At 46.1% G+C, this 17717-nt stretch carries 13 protein-coding genes and 1 pseudogene; 5 read left to right on the top strand and 9 right to left on the bottom strand.

Going from position 1 to position 17717, the window contains the following annotated elements; genetic code table 11:
* The 3 genes from BGI33_RS06950 to BGI33_RS06960 form a co-directional block, all read left to right on the top strand.
* Window positions 1–621, top strand: a 621-nt coding sequence (locus BGI33_RS06950) for an IS3 family transposase (protein WP_144235387.1), incomplete at its 5' end; no start/stop codon positions are given.
* Between the two features lie 1010 nt (window positions 622–1631).
* Entirely contained in the window at window positions 1632–2333 is a 702-nt protein-coding gene (locus tag BGI33_RS06955; RefSeq protein ID WP_100090541.1) for a phosphoadenosine phosphosulfate reductase, read from the top strand.
* The gene (locus tag BGI33_RS06960) at window positions 2320–2745 is read left to right on the top strand and encodes a hypothetical protein (protein WP_100090542.1); all 426 of its coding nucleotides are present in this window, start codon (window positions 2320–2322) and stop codon (window positions 2743–2745) included. The genes BGI33_RS06955 and BGI33_RS06960 overlap by 14 nt, the downstream gene beginning before the upstream one ends.
* A 77-nt stretch (window positions 2746–2822) precedes the next feature.
* On the opposite strand, the gene hrpA is transcribed toward BGI33_RS06960, so the two are convergent.
* The 9 genes and pseudogenes from hrpA to BGI33_RS07005 form a co-directional block, all read right to left on the bottom strand.
* Window positions 2823–6845, bottom strand: coding sequence for an ATP-dependent RNA helicase HrpA (hrpA, locus tag BGI33_RS06965; protein ID WP_100090543.1), 4023 nt, complete (start codon window positions 6843–6845; stop codon window positions 2823–2825).
* Between the two features lie 293 nt (window positions 6846–7138).
* Entirely contained in the window at window positions 7139–7378 is a 240-nt protein-coding gene (locus tag BGI33_RS06970; protein ID WP_100090544.1) for a hypothetical protein, read from the bottom strand.
* Between the two features lie 11 nt (window positions 7379–7389).
* Window positions 7390–8148 (bottom strand): iron ABC transporter ATP-binding protein, encoded by a 759-nt coding sequence (locus BGI33_RS06975; RefSeq protein WP_100090545.1) that lies wholly within the window; start codon window positions 8146–8148, stop codon window positions 7390–7392.
* A gap of 67 nt (window positions 8149–8215) precedes the next feature.
* Window positions 8216–9172, bottom strand: a complete 957-nt coding sequence (locus BGI33_RS06980; protein ID WP_100090551.1) for an iron chelate uptake ABC transporter family permease subunit — start codon at window positions 9170–9172, stop codon at window positions 8216–8218.
* Between the two features lie 7 nt (window positions 9173–9179).
* Complete coding sequence (locus BGI33_RS06985; RefSeq protein ID WP_100090546.1) at window positions 9180–10148, bottom strand: ABC transporter permease; 969 nt, start codon at window positions 10146–10148, stop codon at window positions 9180–9182.
* Window positions 10149–10245: 97 nt separating this feature from the next.
* On the bottom strand, window positions 10246–11208 hold the full coding sequence (locus tag BGI33_RS06990; RefSeq protein WP_218965159.1) for a siderophore ABC transporter substrate-binding protein: 963 nt from the start codon (window positions 11206–11208) through the stop codon (window positions 10246–10248).
* 81 nt (window positions 11209–11289) lie between these two features.
* On the bottom strand, window positions 11290–12096 hold the full coding sequence (locus tag BGI33_RS06995) for a siderophore-interacting protein (protein ID WP_100090547.1): 807 nt from the start codon (window positions 12094–12096) through the stop codon (window positions 11290–11292).
* Between the two features lie 2 nt (window positions 12097–12098).
* The gene (locus tag BGI33_RS07000) at window positions 12099–13040 is read right to left on the bottom strand and encodes an alpha/beta hydrolase (RefSeq protein ID WP_180297088.1); all 942 of its coding nucleotides are present in this window, start codon (window positions 13038–13040) and stop codon (window positions 12099–12101) included.
* Window positions 13041–13358: 318 nt separating this feature from the next.
* Window positions 13359–15571, bottom strand: a pseudogene (locus BGI33_RS07005) (FepA family TonB-dependent siderophore receptor).
* A 375-nt stretch (window positions 15572–15946) separates the two neighbouring features.
* Between BGI33_RS07005 and BGI33_RS07010 the strand changes: the two are divergent.
* The gene (locus BGI33_RS07010) at window positions 15947–16756 is read left to right on the top strand and encodes a hypothetical protein (protein WP_144235388.1); all 810 of its coding nucleotides are present in this window, start codon (window positions 15947–15949) and stop codon (window positions 16754–16756) included.
* Between the two features lie 315 nt (window positions 16757–17071).
* Window positions 17072–17572, top strand: a complete 501-nt coding sequence (locus BGI33_RS07015) for a pilin (protein ID WP_100090550.1) — start codon at window positions 17072–17074, stop codon at window positions 17570–17572.
* Window positions 17573–17717 lie beyond the last annotated feature (145 nt).

A 17717-nucleotide genomic window follows, 5' to 3' on the forward strand; every position in this document is an offset into this window, starting at 1 on the left:
CTCGGCTATAAATGGAATCATAAACGTGTGTATCGGGTGTATTGTGAATTAAAGCTTAATCTCAGGGTAAAGCGTAAAAAATGCATTCCTCCACGATGCCCAGAAAGACTATCTGCACCCAGTAAACAAGGTGAATGCTGGTCAATGGATTTTATGAGTGACAGCAGTCGCAATCAACGCAGGTTTAGAACTTTCAATGTGATAGATGACTTTAATCGTGAGGCGTTAGGCATTGATATTGCAGTCAGTTTGCCGGCTGGCAGGATTACCCGTTATCTGGATAAACTGGCCGAATATCATGGCTATCCAATCAAAATACGAGTAGATAATGGACCGGAATTCACCGGAAATACGTTTACTAACTGGGCAAAATCACATGATATAACCATAGATTATATTCAACCAGGCAGTCCATATCAAAACGGGTATATTGAACGATTTAATCGTACCTATCGCACAGAGGTACTAGATTTATATCTATTTAATAATCTGGAACAAGCAAGAAAGGTAACCGAAGAATGGCTAACCAGTTATAACACCGAAAGGCCTCATGAAGCATTAAATAATATGACGCCGATTGAGTATAAAACCCTAAGACAAGCAGTATTATTTTCTACTTGAAGCTTGTACTAAGTTTGGGGTATTTACAGGTGTACAAGCCGCGACAGCAGTGGGGCATTGATATCGGGCTTAGCGCTGAGAAAAGTGGTGATGAAATTGGGTACAGGTACACAGATGCGCCGGATTTCTTTGGGCAGGGCACTGCTACGTTAACACCATTAAGCAGATAATAAAGTTCAATGAGATTAGGATTGGCTATGTTAAATCGTTAATTTTTTAAGCTGATATGGTGCTATCGGTTATCAATCCCAGCCTCACTGATTAGGGAAATCAGCGGATTTTTTGATATATGATTTTTAGAATTGGTACAAAAAAAGAACCCGCCATTAAAATTTATAAGTCTGAATAGGAGAGAAAATCGACATATCCAATGGCGGGGCAGGAAAATAAATAGCTTAGATACTCAATTAATAATATTAACAAATAATTTTATTTTTTTATACAAATATTTTAATAATTTAACCTAAAATGCATCTTCTTTTTAATATATATTTGATTTTTTTAATATTTATACTTGTACAATCAGAATATAGGGGGTATAACAATAAAATACTGCATACAGATTAGTAACTTCAGATAATTTTTTTGTCTGTTTCGTAAGTTTAAATTTAGGAGACAGAAACTGATAGGCGTGTAGACATGGTGACAGTGATGCTGCTATGAATTAAAAGTGGTGAGCTGAATAAATTGAATAAGGCAGGTGAAGGAATTTACTATCCAGGGCTTAGGCAGTATTTAGAGTATTTTATGTATATATTATGTCTGTGTGCTGCCTGAGCAGTCTTCTTGCTGCAAAGTGACAAGATTGGATAGGTGATGACTGATTTTTACACTCAAAATATTAATGAGTGATTATTAACATAATATGCTGACTATAAATTAAAAGCTAAGTTTTGATGCTATTTCATGGTTTTAACATATGTTAATATTTTAAAACAAATTATGCATTTTAATTTATTTTGGCTATACTAGATAAGTATATTTTATTTTTTGTTTGGAATTGTGATTTTATGGCTATTTTGGCTGGAACGAAGACGATTAAGAAAGTAGCCAGAGAACACAGAAAAAGTATTTTGGCATTCAGTACCGGTAAGAATGCGGTTGCTGCTTATCTGGCCATTAAGGATAGTTTTACCCATGTTTATCCTTATTATTTGTATCTGGTGCCAGAGCTGGAGTTTGTGGAAGAACAGCTTGATTTGTATGAGCGGCAGTTTGGTTTCAGGATTACCCGTTTGCCGCACCCTGCGCTGTATCAGATGCTCAAAGCGCATGTTTTTCAGCCATTATGTAATGTAGCGGTGATTGATGAAGCGAAACTGGTGGATTTTGATTATGCCGATATTCGTAAGGTAATGTGTGGGATGTTTGATTTACCGCTGAATACACCGGTAGCGAATGGCACGAGGGTGGAAAAAAATCCGAAGCAGCGAGTGAGTATGTTGCGGCACGGTTCGATTGTGAAGAGTCAATGTCAATATTATCCGGTATGGGACTGGAAAAAGTCTGATTTGCTACATTGTTTTACGCAGCATAATGTCAGGCTTGGAAGTGATTACAAGGTATTTGGCTGTTCTTTTGATAGCCTGGATTTGCGTTTCCTGTTGCCTATCAGGCAGTTTTATCCGCGTGATTATCAGAAGATTCTGGAGTTTTTTCCACTGTGTGAACTGGAAATTTATCGTTGGGAGTGTGCTCATGGAAAAGGATAAAAGCGTTGTGGAGACTGAAATGTCTACGCAGCCTGATTTGGACAGCAATGTACGGAATGTTTCTGAACCGGGGTCTTTCTTGGAATGTTCTGCGCGTGCTGGCAGCAGTGCGGATACGGAGGCACTAATGCAGCTTGGGGAACTGAAGCAGGGGTTTGAGCGAGCCAAGCAGATGCCCAGACAGCTACGTCAGCGGGTTATGGATAGTGAATATTGGTGTACAGTCTGTTTTCAGACACATGAGCAGCTGATGGCTTTTCTTAATGCGGTGGCCATACTTCCTTATGAAAACAAGTATGTTGACGGGCAGTTGCTGGCGCAGAAACTGGGGATTGAGTTGCCGCCGGCAGAGGTGAGATTTCGATTGTCTAATTATGTGGATAAGGATTTTCAGAAGCTGGTCGATAATTAAGAGGCTGGCCTATAGTGGCAGACTGAATAAAATAACCGCCCTGTTCTGATGAACGGGGCGGTCATTTTATGTGGATTTTACAGGGCTGTGCGTTTGTCCCATTCTTTGCTCAGGCGTTTGGCGGAAACGGGATAAGGGGTTTTGAGTTCCTGTGCAAACAGGGAAACGCGCAGCTCTTCGAGCATCCAGCGAAATTCGGCTATGGCAGTGGGTACAGGCTGGTTTTGTTGCTGATATTGCTGTACTTTTGTTTGCCATGTGTCGGTGAGTACTTGAATATCAGCCTCGCGGGCTGCATCACGTGCGGGGTTGCTGCCGTATTTGTCCATGCGTTTGAGCATGGCTTGCAGGTACACGGGTAGGCGTGGCCATTGCTGCCAAGGGATGGCACTGGCAAAGCCGGGATAAATCAGGCTGTTGAGGTGTTGGCGCAAAAGCTGGGTTAATGGGTGTTTCCCTAGATGACTGTTGACTTCGGCATAGGCCTGTGCGGTTTGCAGGGCATATTGGTTGACGGCTTCTTTTACTGCTGGCAGACGGCTGCGCGCGCGTTTGAGCTGTTCCTTGAAGGATTTTTCGTCACGTGGCAGTTCATCTTCGCCTATCAGAGCACGGTCAAGAACAGCATGGGTAAGGTCTTCACGTAGGTTGTCAGTGCCAAGATGCTTGAGCAGCATGGCGATTTGAGTGAAATCTGGCAGGCCTTTGTTCAGATCTTTAACCTGTTCTTTCAGGTGCAGGCTCATGAGGGCGAGTACGCCACTGTGATGTGCCTGTTCGGCGGCAGCAGCGGTATCAAATAGGCGTAAGGCGATGCTGCCGTTTTTTTGCTGTTGCAGGCCAAGATAGCCGGTGAGTTGTTGCTCGGCGCGGGCAAATTTGATGCTTTCTGGCAGTTTGCCGATATCCCAGTTGGTGATGTTGTCGCGTTCAAATTCGTTGCTGTTGTCGCGGAAGGTTACCGCAGCTGCCTGTCCGAGCTGTTGTTGCAGGACATTGAGGTCGCGCCCGCTGGCCAGCTCTGCGCCGCTGTCATCTATTACTTGAATGTTGAAATAACAATGTGCTGGTAATTGTTGTGTGCGCCAGTGTTCGATGTCTATCTGGCTGAGCAGGCGCATGTCGCCAGCCTGCCGGGCAATAGCGTGTGCTAACTGGGGCAGCAGCGGGGCATTGATGTCGGGATTGCTGCTGAGAAAGGTAGTGATGAAATCGGGTACGGGTACGCAGATGCGCCGGATTTGTTTGGGCAGAGCTTTGATGAGTAATTGCAGTTTTTCGCGAATCATGCCGGGTACGAGCCACTCAAGCCGCGCGGCACTGATGCGGTTGAGTAGAGGCAGGGGAACAGCTACGGTAACGCCATCCAGCGGGTGATGAGGTTCGAAACGGTAGCTGAGGGCACAGCGGCCGTCTTTGGTGTTGAGGTATTCGGGAAACTGGCTTTCGGTGACGTTGCTGGCTGCATGTTGCATCAGATCGTCACGGCTGAGGTACAGCAGCTTGGGATTTTCGGCTTCAGCCTGTTTGCGCCAGGTTTCAAAGGTACGAATATCGGCCAGTGGCAGGTGGCGATCTTTGCTTTCTACACTGGCTGGCAGACGCTGGTCGTAGAAGCTGAACAGGGCTTCTTCGTCTACCAGTACATCCTGCCGGCGAGATTTGTGTTCCAGCTCGGTGATTTCTTCTATCAGTTTCTGGTTATGCTGGAAAAAAGCTGCTTTGAGGCTGCATTCCTGTGCTACCAGTGCGCCGCGGATGAAGATTTCACGGGCTTCTTTTGGGTTGATGTGCCCATAGGTGACTGGTCGGCGGGGCATAACAGTGAGACCGTACAGGGTAATGCGTTCGCTGGCCACAACTTCGCCGCGTTTCTGTTCCCAGTGTGGTTCGAAGTAGTGATGGCGCAAAAGATGAGGAACTTCGCTTTCAATCCATTCCGGTTCGATTTTGCCAACATCGCGCGCATACAGTCGGGTAGTTTCGGTAAGCTCGGCAGCAATCACCCATTTAGGCTTGCTTTTAAACAATGAAGAGGCGGGAAACAGATGAAAATGGATGCCACGTGCTCCGGTGTAGTCGTGTCCTTCGGGGCTTTTCAGGCCAATATTGGTTATCAGGCCAGTGAGCAGAGCGCGGTGAATCTGTTCGTAACTGGCCTCTTTGGCCTGTTGCCGGTTCTGGCGCTGCTGGCGGCGGGCAATTTGCTGCTGTTTGAGTCTGGCGGATAAATCCTGATCGTCGCTATTGCTGGCTATTGGCTGGGTGGTGTTGTTGTCGGGGATTTGCCGGTAGGCGCTGGCTTTATCGGTAAGCCCCATATCGATGGCAATCTGTGCTAGTTGGTGATGCAGTTCACGCCACTCGCGCATGCGCAGGTGGGAGAGGAAGTATTGATGACACCACTGTATCATTTGCCGGTTGGATAAACCTTTATCGCGTTCACGCTGATAAGAATCCCAGATGTTGAGGTAAGCAAGGAAGTCAGATTGCTTGTCGTTGAAGCGTTCGTGCGCTTTGGCTGCGGCCTCGCGTGCTTCCAATGGCCGTTCGCGCGGATCCTGAATCGACAGGGCTGCTACGATTATCAGCATTTCGGCAACGCATTGTAGGCGTTTGCCGGCCAGCAGCATGCGGCTGATGCGTGGGTCCAGCGGCAGGCGCGCCATTTGTTCGCCCAGTTTGCTGAGCTGGTTGTGTTCGTCTACCGCACCAAGTTCGAGCAGGATTTGATAGCCGTCGTTGATGTAGCGCTGCTCGGGAGCCTGTAAAAAGGGGAAGGCGTTCACATCGCCCAGTTTGAGGCTAATCATGCGCAGGATAACGGCGGCAAGATTGCTGCGGATGATTTCCGGGTCGGTAAAGGCAGGGCGCTGGTTGAAATCCTGTTCGCTATACAGGCGAATACAGATACCAGCGGCAACGCGGCCGCAACGGCCGGCACGCTGGCGTGCAGCAGCCTGGCTGATGGGCTCGATGTGCAATTGCTCTACTTTGGCGCGGGCGGAATAGCGTTTTACCCGAGCCAGACCGGTATCGATAACATAGCGAATGCCGGGTACGGTAAGGGAGGTTTCGGCAACGTTGGTAGCCAGTACGATGCGCCGCTGTTGGCCACCCGGATGAAAGATTTTATGCTGTTCGGCAGCAGACAGGCGCGCAAACAAGGGCAGGATTTCGTCGTTACGGCGCAGCGGTGATTGCTGTAGTGCATGCGCAGCTTCGCGGATTTCACGTTCGCCGGGCAGGAAAATCAGGATGTCACCATTGCCTTCACGTGCCAGCTCGTCGGCAGCATCAACGATGGCATCGTTGATTTCTATTTCGGCTTCGTCTGCGTCGGTGCAGTGCAGGGGGCGATAACGAATTGCTACCGGATAGGTGCGGCCGGATACTTCGATGACAGGAGCGGGTATGCCGTGCAGGGTGAAGTGCTGGCTGAAGCGTTCGGCATCGATGGTGGCAGAGGTAATGATGACTTTCAGGTCGGGACGCCGTGGTAAAAGCTGTTTGAGATAGCCCAGCAAAAAGTCGATGTTCAGGCTGCGTTCATGCGCTTCGTCGATGATAATGGTATCGTAGGCACTGAAAAAGTGGTCAGTCTGGCTTTCGGCCAGCAGGATACCGTCGGTCATCAGCTTGATATAGCTTTCGGGTGCGGTTTTGTCGTTAAAGCGTACTTTATAGCCTACGTTCTGGCCAATCTGGCTATGTAGTTCTTCGGCAATACGTTCGGCTACAGAGCGTGCTGCCAGCCGTCGTGGCTGGGTGTGGCCAATCAGTCCGGCCACGCCGCGCCCAAGTTCGAGGCAGATTTTTGGTAACTGGGTGGTTTTACCTGATCCGGTTTCGCCGCAGACGATAACTACCTGATGCTGGCTGATGGCCTGTTTGATTTCTGCGCGTTTTTCATGTACGGGCAGGGTATTGTCGTATTCGGGTATGGGTAGTTTGGCCAATCGTTGCAGATAGGCCTGATGGGAGCACTGATAACGGCTGTTTACTTTTTCTTCACCGCCGTAACGGGCAGGATTTTTACAGGCTCGTTGCAGATAAAAGCGGTCTTTGCTCAGGATTTGATTAAGTTCGTATGCAGGCATGGCACAGATATTGCCGAAAAATGATTGAATATGCTTATTATAACAAATCTGCTTAAAATGCTTTTTGATGGCATTTTATGGCTGGTTTTTGTGTCTAATCAGGCAATTTGGGAGATAAACTGGCGGATAAGTAGCTGCGCAATTTTCTGTTTTATAGGCACAATAGCTGCTGTAGCAAAGAAAATAGCTTGATACTCTGTTAGCTAATGATATTGTGCTGCGGTGTTCTGGTGTATTAGAACACCTCTGTGTGAATTTTTGGGGTTGTACTGTGCTGGAAACAGGCGGAATTTTCAGTTATGCGAGTGTTGCTGGCGCCAGATTTTCAGGCCAATCATGATGAATACACCAAATAGAAATGTGCATACGAGCCCTAGAAAAATCAACATTATACGTGCCATAGACATGCGTACTGCGGCATCGTCTCCCATAAACAGCCAGATAAACCATGAGGCCAGTATGACAAACAGGACAACGATGGCGGTAATCAGTGAGGTCTGTTTACGTGGGTGGGGAGGATTATTGTTTTGCATGATATGACCTGCTAGAGATGGTGGATAACGAGTGGTTTACTTTTGTGGCTGACAACTTCGGTATCCAGATTAAATATGGTTTGGATATTGTCTATGGTAATTATGTCGTCTGGTGTGCCCTGCATGACAATCTGCCCGTTTTTGAGGGCAACAATATGGTCGGCATAGGCTGCTGCCATGTTGATATCATGGACAACCATGATGGTTGTCAATCCCTGTTCGGTGGTAAGCTGGCGCAGCAGGCGCATCAGCTCGCGGGCATGATACATGTCCAGATTGTTAAGCGGCTCGTCTAGAATAACATGTTTGGTTTGCTGGCAGAAAGTCATGGCTACGAGTGCGCGCTGGCGCTGGCCGCCAGATAGTGCACTCAGATAACGCTGTTGCAGCGGTTCCAGTTCAAAACGCTGCAATGCCTGATCAACAATTTGCTGGTCTTCGGAAGTAACCCGCCCCTGATTGTGTGGATAGCGGCCAAACAGCAATAAATCGCGTACGGTAATTCTACTCTGTATGCTGTTCTCTTGCGATAATATCGCCAGTTTTCTGGCGATGGCGGTAGATTTGCTGTGGCTGACATCAAGTTCGTCAATATGGATGCTGCCCTGTTGCAGCGGCAGCAGACGCGCAATCAGGGAAAACAGAGTGGATTTACCTGCGCCATTAGGGCCAATCAGTGCGGTAATGCTTTTATCAGGTATGTCGAGATTGATATCGCGCAGGATTGCTGTGCCGTTGATGTTGTGGTTAACATTTTTTATGGTAATCATATTGCTGTCAGGTTCAATCAGTAGGCAGAAAAACAGTTAATATAAATAAGCATGTGTCTGAAACAATTTAGCGTTTACGCTTTAATACCAGCCACAGAAAGACGATGCCGCCGCAAAATTCAATGACGACACTCAGTACTCCCTGCATGCCGAGTAAATGTTCAAATAATAGCTGGCCACTAATCAGTACCAGTGCGGCTACCAGAAATGCGGCTGGAATTCGCAGCTGATGCTTCATATTGGGTACACAGGCATTCACCAGTGCACATATCAGTAAACCAAAAAAGCTCACGGGCCCCACCAGTGCGGTGGAAACCGAAACCAGCAGGGCAATCCACAGCAGAATGCTGCGGCTCAGACGCGCATAGTTTATACCTAGTGCAATGGAGGCATTGCGCCCGAGCATAAGGACATCTAGCTGATAGCGCATTCGCCAGATCCAAACAGTGCTGACCAGCATCACGCTGATACCGATTATCAGCATGCTGATGTTTACGGAAGTAAATTGGGCAAAATAGCGGGTCTGCGCAACGGCAAATTGGGTAGGGTCAATCAGGCGTTGTAACAGGCTGTTGAAGCTGCGAAACATGACGCCAAAAATTATGCCGGTGAGTATCAGTCGTGCCAAGTCGCCGTTGCTGTTTTTGGTTAGTGTACGAAACAATAGTAAGGACGCCATCATCATTAGTGGCGCTTCGATAATAAATTTACTCAGTGTGCCGATGCTGGTGTAGCCCACTGCGCCAAATACAAACAGGGTAACGGTTTGCAGTAGCAGATAAAGTGAATCGTAGCCAAGTAATCCCGGGGTGAGAATGGGATTATGGCTCAGGGTCTGGAAAAGCAGAGTGGATACGCCAACCGCATAGGCGACAGTAAGCAGCATGAGCAGTTTTTTGCCGCGCAGTTGCAGAACAAAATCCCAGCTGCCCTTGACTCCGTAGGTCATAAACAGGATGCTGGTAATGATTAACAGAATACTGAGCACGCCGAGAAAACGTGTACCGGCACGGTGTGAAGGCATGGTTGGGTTAAGCTGCATGTACGGAAGGCTTTCTAAACAGCAGGTACAGGAAAATCATGGTTCCGAGAATACCGAAAATCAGGGATACCGGTATTTCATAAGGTGGGTCAATGGTGCGACCGATAATGTCACATACCAGCAAGGCATTGGCACCCAAGAGTGCAACTGCGGGCAGATTCTGTCGTAAACGGTCACCTGCCAGTCGGGAAACAATATTGGGTACCACCAGCCCGATAAACGGAATCTGGCCAACAGTTACCACCACAATGGCGGTAATTGTGGCCACCGTAATCAGGGAAATCCACATCATTCGAGCGTAGTTGATACCCAGACTGGTGCTGATATTCTGTCCCAGACCGGCAATGGTGAGCCGGTCGGCGAGAAAATAGATAAGCAGTGACATTAAACCGGTGAGCCACAACAATTCATAGCGCCCTGCCAGCACGGCAGAGAAATCACCGGCAAACCACACGGCCAATAATTGTAAGGTGTTGGTTTCCACACCAATGAAATTCACCATTGCTTCAATGATGCTGCCGTAAATAATGCCGATTAACGGAATCATCATTTGCCGGTGAGGGGGCAGTCGGCGAAACAGAAGTAAAAACAGAGTCATGCCCAGTAATGCGGCAATACTGGCACAGCTCATTTTGGCTAGCTGGCTAGCCTGTGGCAACCAGATAGATACCAGTAATACGCCAAGTGCTGCACTTTGGGTGGCACCGACCATATTGGGTTCGAGGAAACGGTTACGCAATACAATCTGTAAAACCATGCCGGCTACTGCCAATGTGGCACCGGTGAGGATAATGGCCAGAGAGCGGGGCAGGCGGCTATACAGCAGCAGGGAGCGTGTATCGCTGCTACTAAATAAATCACCCCAATGGAAAGTGGCTGCACCGATGCTGATACTGATAATCAGTAACAATGGCAGCAGCAACAGATTGATTGTATTAATCTGGAAAGAACGAAACATAAGGCACAAAAGGATACAGACAGCAGGTTTGCGCTATTGCCGCGGATTTTTGCGCGACAAAGCGAAACCTGATGGCTGTGGATGGATAATGCGCAGCTTAGTGAGCGAAAGCAGCCTTGATATTGGTCAGGTCGGTTTTCATTTGTTGCACACCGCCGGCAGCCAGATAGGAAGCACTGCTCAGATAAATAACATGGTTTTCTTTCCATGCTTTGGACTGGCGTACCAAATCGTTGTTAAGTACTGCCTGAGCCGTTTTACCTTCTTCACCAATGGCTGCTGTGCGGTCGATAACGAATAACCAGTCTGGATTGATTTTCTGTACATATTCAAAAGATACAGACTGGCCATGCGGTGCTTCCGGAATACTGGTATCTGCTGCCGGTACGCCTACCTGAGTATGTATCCAGCCAAAGCGTGAAGAAGATCCAAAGGCAGAAAGTTTACCAGCGTTTACCATCAGAATCAGTCCAGTCCCTTTTCCTTTGACAGCCTGCTGTGTTTCAGCCAGCAGGTTCTGGATATCATCATGCAGTTTTTTGGCTTCTGTTTCTTTCTTGAACAGCTTGCCATAGCTATCAAGCATTTTCAGTCCATCACCAATCAAATCCTGCCCGCTGTCAGACATATCCATGGTAGGACCCAGCGCAGCCAGCTCATCATATTTAGGTGCAGTACGGCCTGAGATGATAATCAACTGCGGTTTCAGGGCATGGAGGGCTTCCATATCCGGTTCAAACAGCGTGCCGACGTTGTTGACCGTTTCCAGAGTCTGCTGTAAATAAGGTACCAGTACTTTTTTCGGTGCGCCAACAACAGGCACTTTCAATGCCTGTAAATCGTCCAGCGTAGCCATATCAAATACCACGACTTTGGATGGGTTTTCCGGTACTGCCATTTCACCACGGGCGGTATTTACGCTAACCGTTGCGCCACTGACAGCAGCAGAAGCAGCAGTGCTACTGGCAGTGCTATTTTCATTACTTTTTTGACCGCAGGCGGAAAGTAAAGACAGTGCCAGTACGGACAGAGCAAGAGGTTTCCAGCAAGATTTAATCATTTTTAGAATTTCCTATCATTATCGTTTGCAATTATTATACTGCCTGAGCAGAAGTAAGGTCACTTTTCTGGCGCACAGCGCTTATTTTTCGATAAATTTATGCCGTGCCTCATGATAGCTTTCTTCATTTTCTCCCTGACGCCAGTAGGGAACAGCATAGTGGCGCTGGGATGGTAATTGCCATTGTGTGCGCAGTAATTCACGTAGTGGTTTAACCAGTGTTGCTTCGCCCGCAACCCAGGCAAAATCATCACAGGCAAGGGGGGCAAAAGTACTTACAAGTTTCACCAGTGCCGGAATCTGGCTTAAATCACCGTAAAAGGTATGCAGACGCATTCCGGCGGGCAGGGAAACGGTAGCCGGTAAATCCTCTGCTTGGGGCAGCAACAGCACAACATCGCCACTTGCATAAGGCTGTATACCGGCAAGCAGTGATTCAATGGCTGGCAGGGCAGTGATGTCGCCGGCAAACAAATAACGGGCAGCCGTTTTCAGCATCGGATTCGGGCCGCCGGGGGAGGAAATACCGAGTACATCGCCCAGCTGAGCCTGTTCGGCAAATGCGGAAGCGGGGCCACTGTCGCCATGTTTTACAAAATCAATACTAATTGTGCATGCCTTAGCATCATAATCACGGATAGTATAGGTGCGCACAATCGGTTTGTTATCCGGTTCGGCCCAGTTAAAGCCATGGCCTGAAAATTGGGGCAGTTGTGGTGTTGTCTGCCCGGGGGGCGCCAGAAAAATTTTGATGTGAGCACCGTTAAACTGGTGTGGATACTCGGCCAGTTCTGCACTGTGCAAAACCAGCCGGCGCAGATTAGGACTTAAATCGATAATCTTGTGTACGCGTACCAGATAAGCGTGATGTGGTGAACGTTTATTCATTATTATTGCCGGTTTATGGGGTCAAAAAGTGCCAGTTGCAGGCTTTTTCCAAACATACTGCCATGATTTTCATAAGGGAAATGGTCATGTCTGATGGTTAAATCAGTGTATTGCTGTAATTCGTTAATCAGTTTTTCAGTCATGCTGCCCTGTCTGGCAGTGAGCTCATTGCGTATTTTGATACGCGCTGCTATCTGAGGATTTTTAGGCATTTTATCTACCTTAAGCTTACTGTTTAAAATCCACAAACTACTGGCAGACAAGGCAACCTTGCGCTTGAGCATGTCTGTTGCTTCCTGTTGAAGCAAATATCCGTGTAACCATACAGACGGATCAGCAGCGATATAGTGCTGAAAAAGATTAGGCCGGGTAAGCAGGGTATGCAACACCATCAGCCCACCATATGAATGTCCCCATAGTGTTTGTGCATTAATATCAGCCGGCGCTATCTGCTGTACTGCCGGCATAATTTGATTCTGGATTAAATCGAGAAATATATCAGCACCACCATTTATTCTGCTTGAATCCAGCGGGTCGGTATTGTCATCATCTGGTGCTATGGTGTAATCATAGGCGCGAGCCTGTGCGTCAAAGCGGTTATCGGTAGCATAGCCAAGCAGTACCAGTACCGGAGGCTGAGCCTGTGTGGCCAATGTTTGCATGTTCGCCGGAGTAAGAAAGTCCAGCACAGCATTGCCATCCAGTGCGTAAAAAACAGGAAAACCACTGGCAGGTGCTTTCTGGTCTGGAATGGCTATATAAACACGATAATGGCGCTGCCCGTCTGCCGAGGTAAGCGGCAGGGTAGTAAAGTGATAACCACTGTGCTGCTGTTGTAGTACAGCAAGATTGGCTGTTTGATGCAGATTGGGCTGTGCTTTGGCTGTGTTGTGCAAGATTAAGGCCGTAAAAAACATTAATAGAAAAATAATAATCTGGCGCATTTTTAATCTTTCCGTCAGTTGACTGGTTCTACAGAACATATGGAGACAACAGGATGACAGTGAAGTAAGATTTTGTTGCTGCATTGCAAAAAATGATGAAATAGGTGTTAAAAAATGGCCAGATCAGATTGTTTCGTTAAAGCATATTGCTAATTAATAAATCATGTTTAACCTATTTGATATGGTTGTTTGGGATTTCAGGTAAATAATAATCATTACTGTTTATTACTATAACTGATTTTCGTTTTCAAGTCATGATAAAACATCATTTTCATTACCCAACAGCTTGCCTGAATGGCAAGCTGTTGGAACAAAATATCAGAAAGAAACTTTCATATTGCCCCAGACTGCACGACCACGTTCATTATAAGTATAGGCTGTACCACGCAGAGTAGAAGCGTAGATGCGTTTATTGAAAATATTCGACATTCCGGCGCGGAGATTAATATTTTTATTAACGGCATAACCGGTGGAAATACCCCAGATACCATAACTGCCGATTTCTTCTCCACTCAGACCAACAGTACCCTGTCCGCCATTACCATGTCCGGCTTCAACCGGATTGACCGGGACAGTGCGGGGTTTCTGACGACCATAATAAGTATAGGTCAGTAAAGTGTCCCATTTTTCAGTTGGAGCCCATGCAAGAGATGAGTTTATTGTATATTTAGGAATAATGGATAGAGGATTACCGGTTTCCTTATTTTGGGAATTAAACATATAAGTGAAATTATTTACCCATTTCCATTGTTTGGAGAACGGCAGCGTCAGATTACCTTCCAGTCCTTCCACCAGTGCCTTGCGGGTATTTGTCCATTCAAAATAGTCGTAGCCACCCGCGCGTGCAGTCACATCAGTACTACCGGTAAAAATAAGCTGCCGGCCAGCCTCAATCTTGTTTTTATAATCATTGCGGAAATAAGTCAGAGAAGCCAGATAGCCAGCTTTATTAAATTCGAAGCCTAGCTCCTTATTAATACTGGTTTCCGGTTTTAGCTTACTGTTACCAATCAGATAACAGCCACGACCACTGCCTGAAGAAGTGGCACAGCCATTACCTTTGCTGTACAGCATATAACTTTCCGTACTCTGATACAGATTCGGAACCTTGTATGCGCGCGCAATACCACCCTTAATCAGCCAGTTTGGATGGAGTTGCCAGGCCATGTTTACACCGGGGCTAATATTTCCGCCAGTTTTATTACTATGGTTGTAGCGCAGCATCGGCACCAGCTTTAACTGCTCGGTGAGGCTGATATTGTCTTCTACATAGCCAGCCCAGCTGCTTAGCGCAGGCGTATGATTGGCTGCTGCCGGATAAATCGCATTGGGTAAAGGAATGCGGCGCAGGCCATCCGGGTCATCCAGCCTATCGTGCTGATATTCTGCACCCATAGTCAGTACATGCGGCATACCCAGAGTAAAAGGAAAGTTTACCTCACCGGCCAGACGTTTAGTGGTCATGATGCTGTCGGCATAAGTAATATCCTGACTGCCCAAATCCTGACACAGGCCTTCCGGCCCGCCAAACAATGCTTCTGAGCAATGACTATTGGTGGTTTTATCGTATTGTGCTACCAGCTTGCTGTCGCCCCAGTCCCAAACCCCCTCATGCGTCAGCGCAAGACTCTGGCGGTATAACCGGCGCGTTTCCTTACCATATAAGCTTTGAGTGTAATCAGTTTGCACATTGTTCGGGCCATCACCGTTGTAGCGATTGCCCTGCCGGCTATAAGTAGCATCCAGAGTTAATGCCTGCACAGGTGACAGGCGCCATGCCAAACGTCCGCCCACGTCTTTATTAATCAAACCCTCTTGTCCGGCAGCTACAGATTTACTGCCTTTATCATTTAAATCCTGATTAATATATGGCGAATCGGCATCGGTACGGTTCAGATTCCCATATACCCGAAATCCCAGAACATCTTTAATGATTGATCCGCTTAAATCAAAATCTATACGCTGAGTGTCACCTTCCTCTTTGTCTGCCGCTAAATTCATAAAGGCATTAATCGCACCGTGAAACTCATTGCTGACTTTTTTTGTCACTACATTAACTACACCGCCAGCTGCACCGGAACCATAGCGTGCTGCGGCTGGCCCGCGAATCACCTCAATCGACTGGATTTCTGCTGCCGGTACCCAATTACTGTCACCAATAGTATCTCGCTCACCGCGCCAGCTCATGCGCGCACTGTTGCGTGCAGTAACAGGCCGTCCATCAATCATAATCAGCGTATTTTCCGAATATCAATCTGGCGTTTATTGCCATGCTGCCCAGAAGCAGTATTGCCGGTAAGATTCACCCCCGGCATCGTGCGCACCAGTTCGGAAATATCATTTACCGGCACTTTACGTTCAATATCCTTGCTATCGAGTTTGGATACACCAAGTGACTGTTTAACCTGCTGCTCGGCTGTTACATAAACATCTTCCAGCCTTGCCGTACCATCCTGTGCATACGCAGTGCTGCCAGCAAAAAACAACGGAAATAAAGCCAGTTTAAAAGAGGGAGATGGGTGTTGAGACATACAAATCAGAATACAAAAGAAAGTTTGTTAACAATACTAATGATGACTATTATTGCTATAATTTACAATTGAAACTGTAATCAGCTAACTAAAAAATACAAATAAATACTTATTAGGTATAATAATTTCCTATGGTTACATAATTAAGTTTAATGTGACAAAAATTGACAGCTTTAACAAAAGCTTCAGCTTGTCCAAAAATTAACAAGAGCTTACCTATAAAATAAACTATTTATTCACAAAGAAATTCTGCTGATCACCCTTTTTCATGCACATGCAGCTTAGTACTGGCTAAGGCAAAGAGAGAAAAGCTGGCAATTCATCGTAGCATGCAGGAAAATAGATAAAATTCAATTAAAACAGATAATAATCATCATGAAGACAAAAATAACGCTCTATCTCTATCCATGCATTGCCATGTTGTTATTATTTGTAAGCCCACTACCTATCTATGCTGGAACTTTAGCTTCAGATATTCCTGTTTCTGATAACCCAGTAATGGTGTTACCGGTTACTCAAATCTGTGCAGGCGCACCATGGCCAAATATTGTATGGATACACGTACATGATAATGAAGAAACCGCGCGCCAGACCGCCTTGCATGCGCTAAGGCAAATCCAGCAAGGCTGTTTACTGGATTTTCGCCATGAGGGTAACCGAGAAGTCAGCATACAAAATAGTCAGGTAAGCTATCAATTTGATCCTAATAGAATTTTTACTCCAAAGGGACGCCAGAGTGCACTGAAATGTCGTCAGGGCAACTGCATTCTGGCTCAAGAGCAGCTAAATCAGGTTGCCAACAATTTTCTAAACCAGTATCTGATCCATACCCATCTTATCGTTGCAGTACATAACAATCATTTGAATGGCCTGTCTGTGCGTAACTACATGCCTGGCGCTTCAATGGCACAGGCGATGAGTCAGATTGCCATCAACCCAAACAGCGACGCGCACGATTTTTTCTATGTGACCACCCAGCAAGCGTTTAATTTTCTGGCCAGCCGTAACTTCAATGTGGTTTTGCAGAATAGTCAACAGGTTCACGACGATGGTTCTTTGTCTGTGTGGGCGGCACAGCGGCAGATTGATTACATTAATATCGAAGCAGGGCGGGGACACATAGCTACCCAGCTGGCTATGCTGGCCGCAGTATGGACGTATATGCAGCAGTATTATCAAATGTAATTTATGTTTTAAAACTAATGGATTTGCAATCTATATCAATACGAAAACGCAATACATGCTAATGCTAGTTACTGCAATACTTAGAGTGTGACTAAGATTGGTAATTTGTTTTAATTCGTTTAAATACAAAGTATTATAAATATAATTCCATGTATAAACAGATTAATACACAATTTTTTCAAAATTGGCACGGATTGTGCTTGTACTTATATTGAAGTTAGCGGTAACAATATTTGCAGAATATTGTTATCTGTAGCTGAAAAAATTTAAAATTTGTTGTTAGTTGTTTTAAACTCTTAACTTTAGGAGCAAAGAATGAAATCATTACAAAAAGGTTTTACCCTGATTGAGTTGATGATCGTTATCGCGATTATCGGTATTCTGGCAGCTATTGCTGTACCTCAATATCAGAATTACATTGCGCGTTCTCAAGTGACACGCGTTATGGCCGAGGCTGGTGCTTTAAAAACTACCGTTGAGACCTGTATTCTTGATGGGCGTACCACCTTGGGTGTAGGTACTGATAAATGTCAGTTAGGTGCTACTGGTTCTAATTTGGTAGACGGCAAAAAAAATGAGGGAGATGCTGATTTGCCGAAAGGAATTGGTGTTCCTCAAGTTACGATGCCGAAAGAAGGGAAGTCTGATGCCAAAATTGAAGCTAAATTTGGTAACAATGCTGCAACTACGTTGAAAGGCAAAACATTGACTTGGGAACGTGATGATAATGGCACTTGGACATGCACTACTACTGTAGATGCTAAATATGCTCCGGCTTCTTGTCCAGTTAAAGGTGCTGGTGGTGCTGGTGCTTAATTAAACGGAATAGCTATCTAAAATTGTTTATTAATACAATTGTAAAATTAATATTAAATATTTTCAGTTATTAATAACGATTTTATGCTCTTAAATAAAGAGAGGCAGTATTATTTTGCCTCTCTTTATTTTTTTAATCTATTAA

Origin of the sequence: Snodgrassella alvi (genome assembly GCF_002777425.1) — a bacterium.
In the GTDB taxonomy this organism is placed as follows: Bacteria; Pseudomonadota; Gammaproteobacteria; order Burkholderiales; family Neisseriaceae; genus Snodgrassella; species Snodgrassella alvi_B.

Excerpts from the sequence above, each read along its gene's own strand:
- BGI33_RS06955 (WP_100090541.1), top strand. The coding sequence starts at position 1,632 with ATGGCTATTTTGGCTGGAACGAAGACGATTAAGAAAGTAGCCAGAGAA.
- BGI33_RS06960 (WP_100090542.1), top strand. The coding sequence starts at position 2,320 with ATGGAAAAGGATAAAAGCGTTGTGGAGACTGAAATGTCTACGCAGCCT.
- hrpA (WP_100090543.1), bottom strand. The coding sequence starts at position 6,845 with ATGCCTGCATACGAACTTAATCAAATCCTGAGCAAAGACCGCTTTTAT.
- BGI33_RS06970 (WP_100090544.1), bottom strand. The coding sequence starts at position 7,378 with ATGCAAAACAATAATCCTCCCCACCCACGTAAACAGACCTCACTGATT.
- BGI33_RS06975 (WP_100090545.1), bottom strand. The coding sequence starts at position 8,148 with ATGATTACCATAAAAAATGTTAACCACAACATCAACGGCACAGCAATC.
- BGI33_RS06980 (WP_100090551.1), bottom strand. The coding sequence starts at position 9,172 with ATGCCTTCACACCGTGCCGGTACACGTTTTCTCGGCGTGCTCAGTATT.
- BGI33_RS06985 (WP_100090546.1), bottom strand. The coding sequence starts at position 10,148 with ATGTTTCGTTCTTTCCAGATTAATACAATCAATCTGTTGCTGCTGCCA.
- BGI33_RS06990 (WP_218965159.1), bottom strand. The coding sequence starts at position 11,208 with ATGATTAAATCTTGCTGGAAACCTCTTGCTCTGTCCGTACTGGCACTG.
- BGI33_RS06995 (WP_100090547.1), bottom strand. The coding sequence starts at position 12,096 with ATGAATAAACGTTCACCACATCACGCTTATCTGGTACGCGTACACAAG.
- BGI33_RS07000 (WP_180297088.1), bottom strand. The coding sequence starts at position 13,040 with ATGCGCCAGATTATTATTTTTCTATTAATGTTTTTTACGGCCTTAATC.
- BGI33_RS07010 (WP_144235388.1), top strand. The coding sequence starts at position 15,947 with ATGAAGACAAAAATAACGCTCTATCTCTATCCATGCATTGCCATGTTG.
- BGI33_RS07015 (WP_100090550.1), top strand. The coding sequence starts at position 17,072 with ATGAAATCATTACAAAAAGGTTTTACCCTGATTGAGTTGATGATCGTT.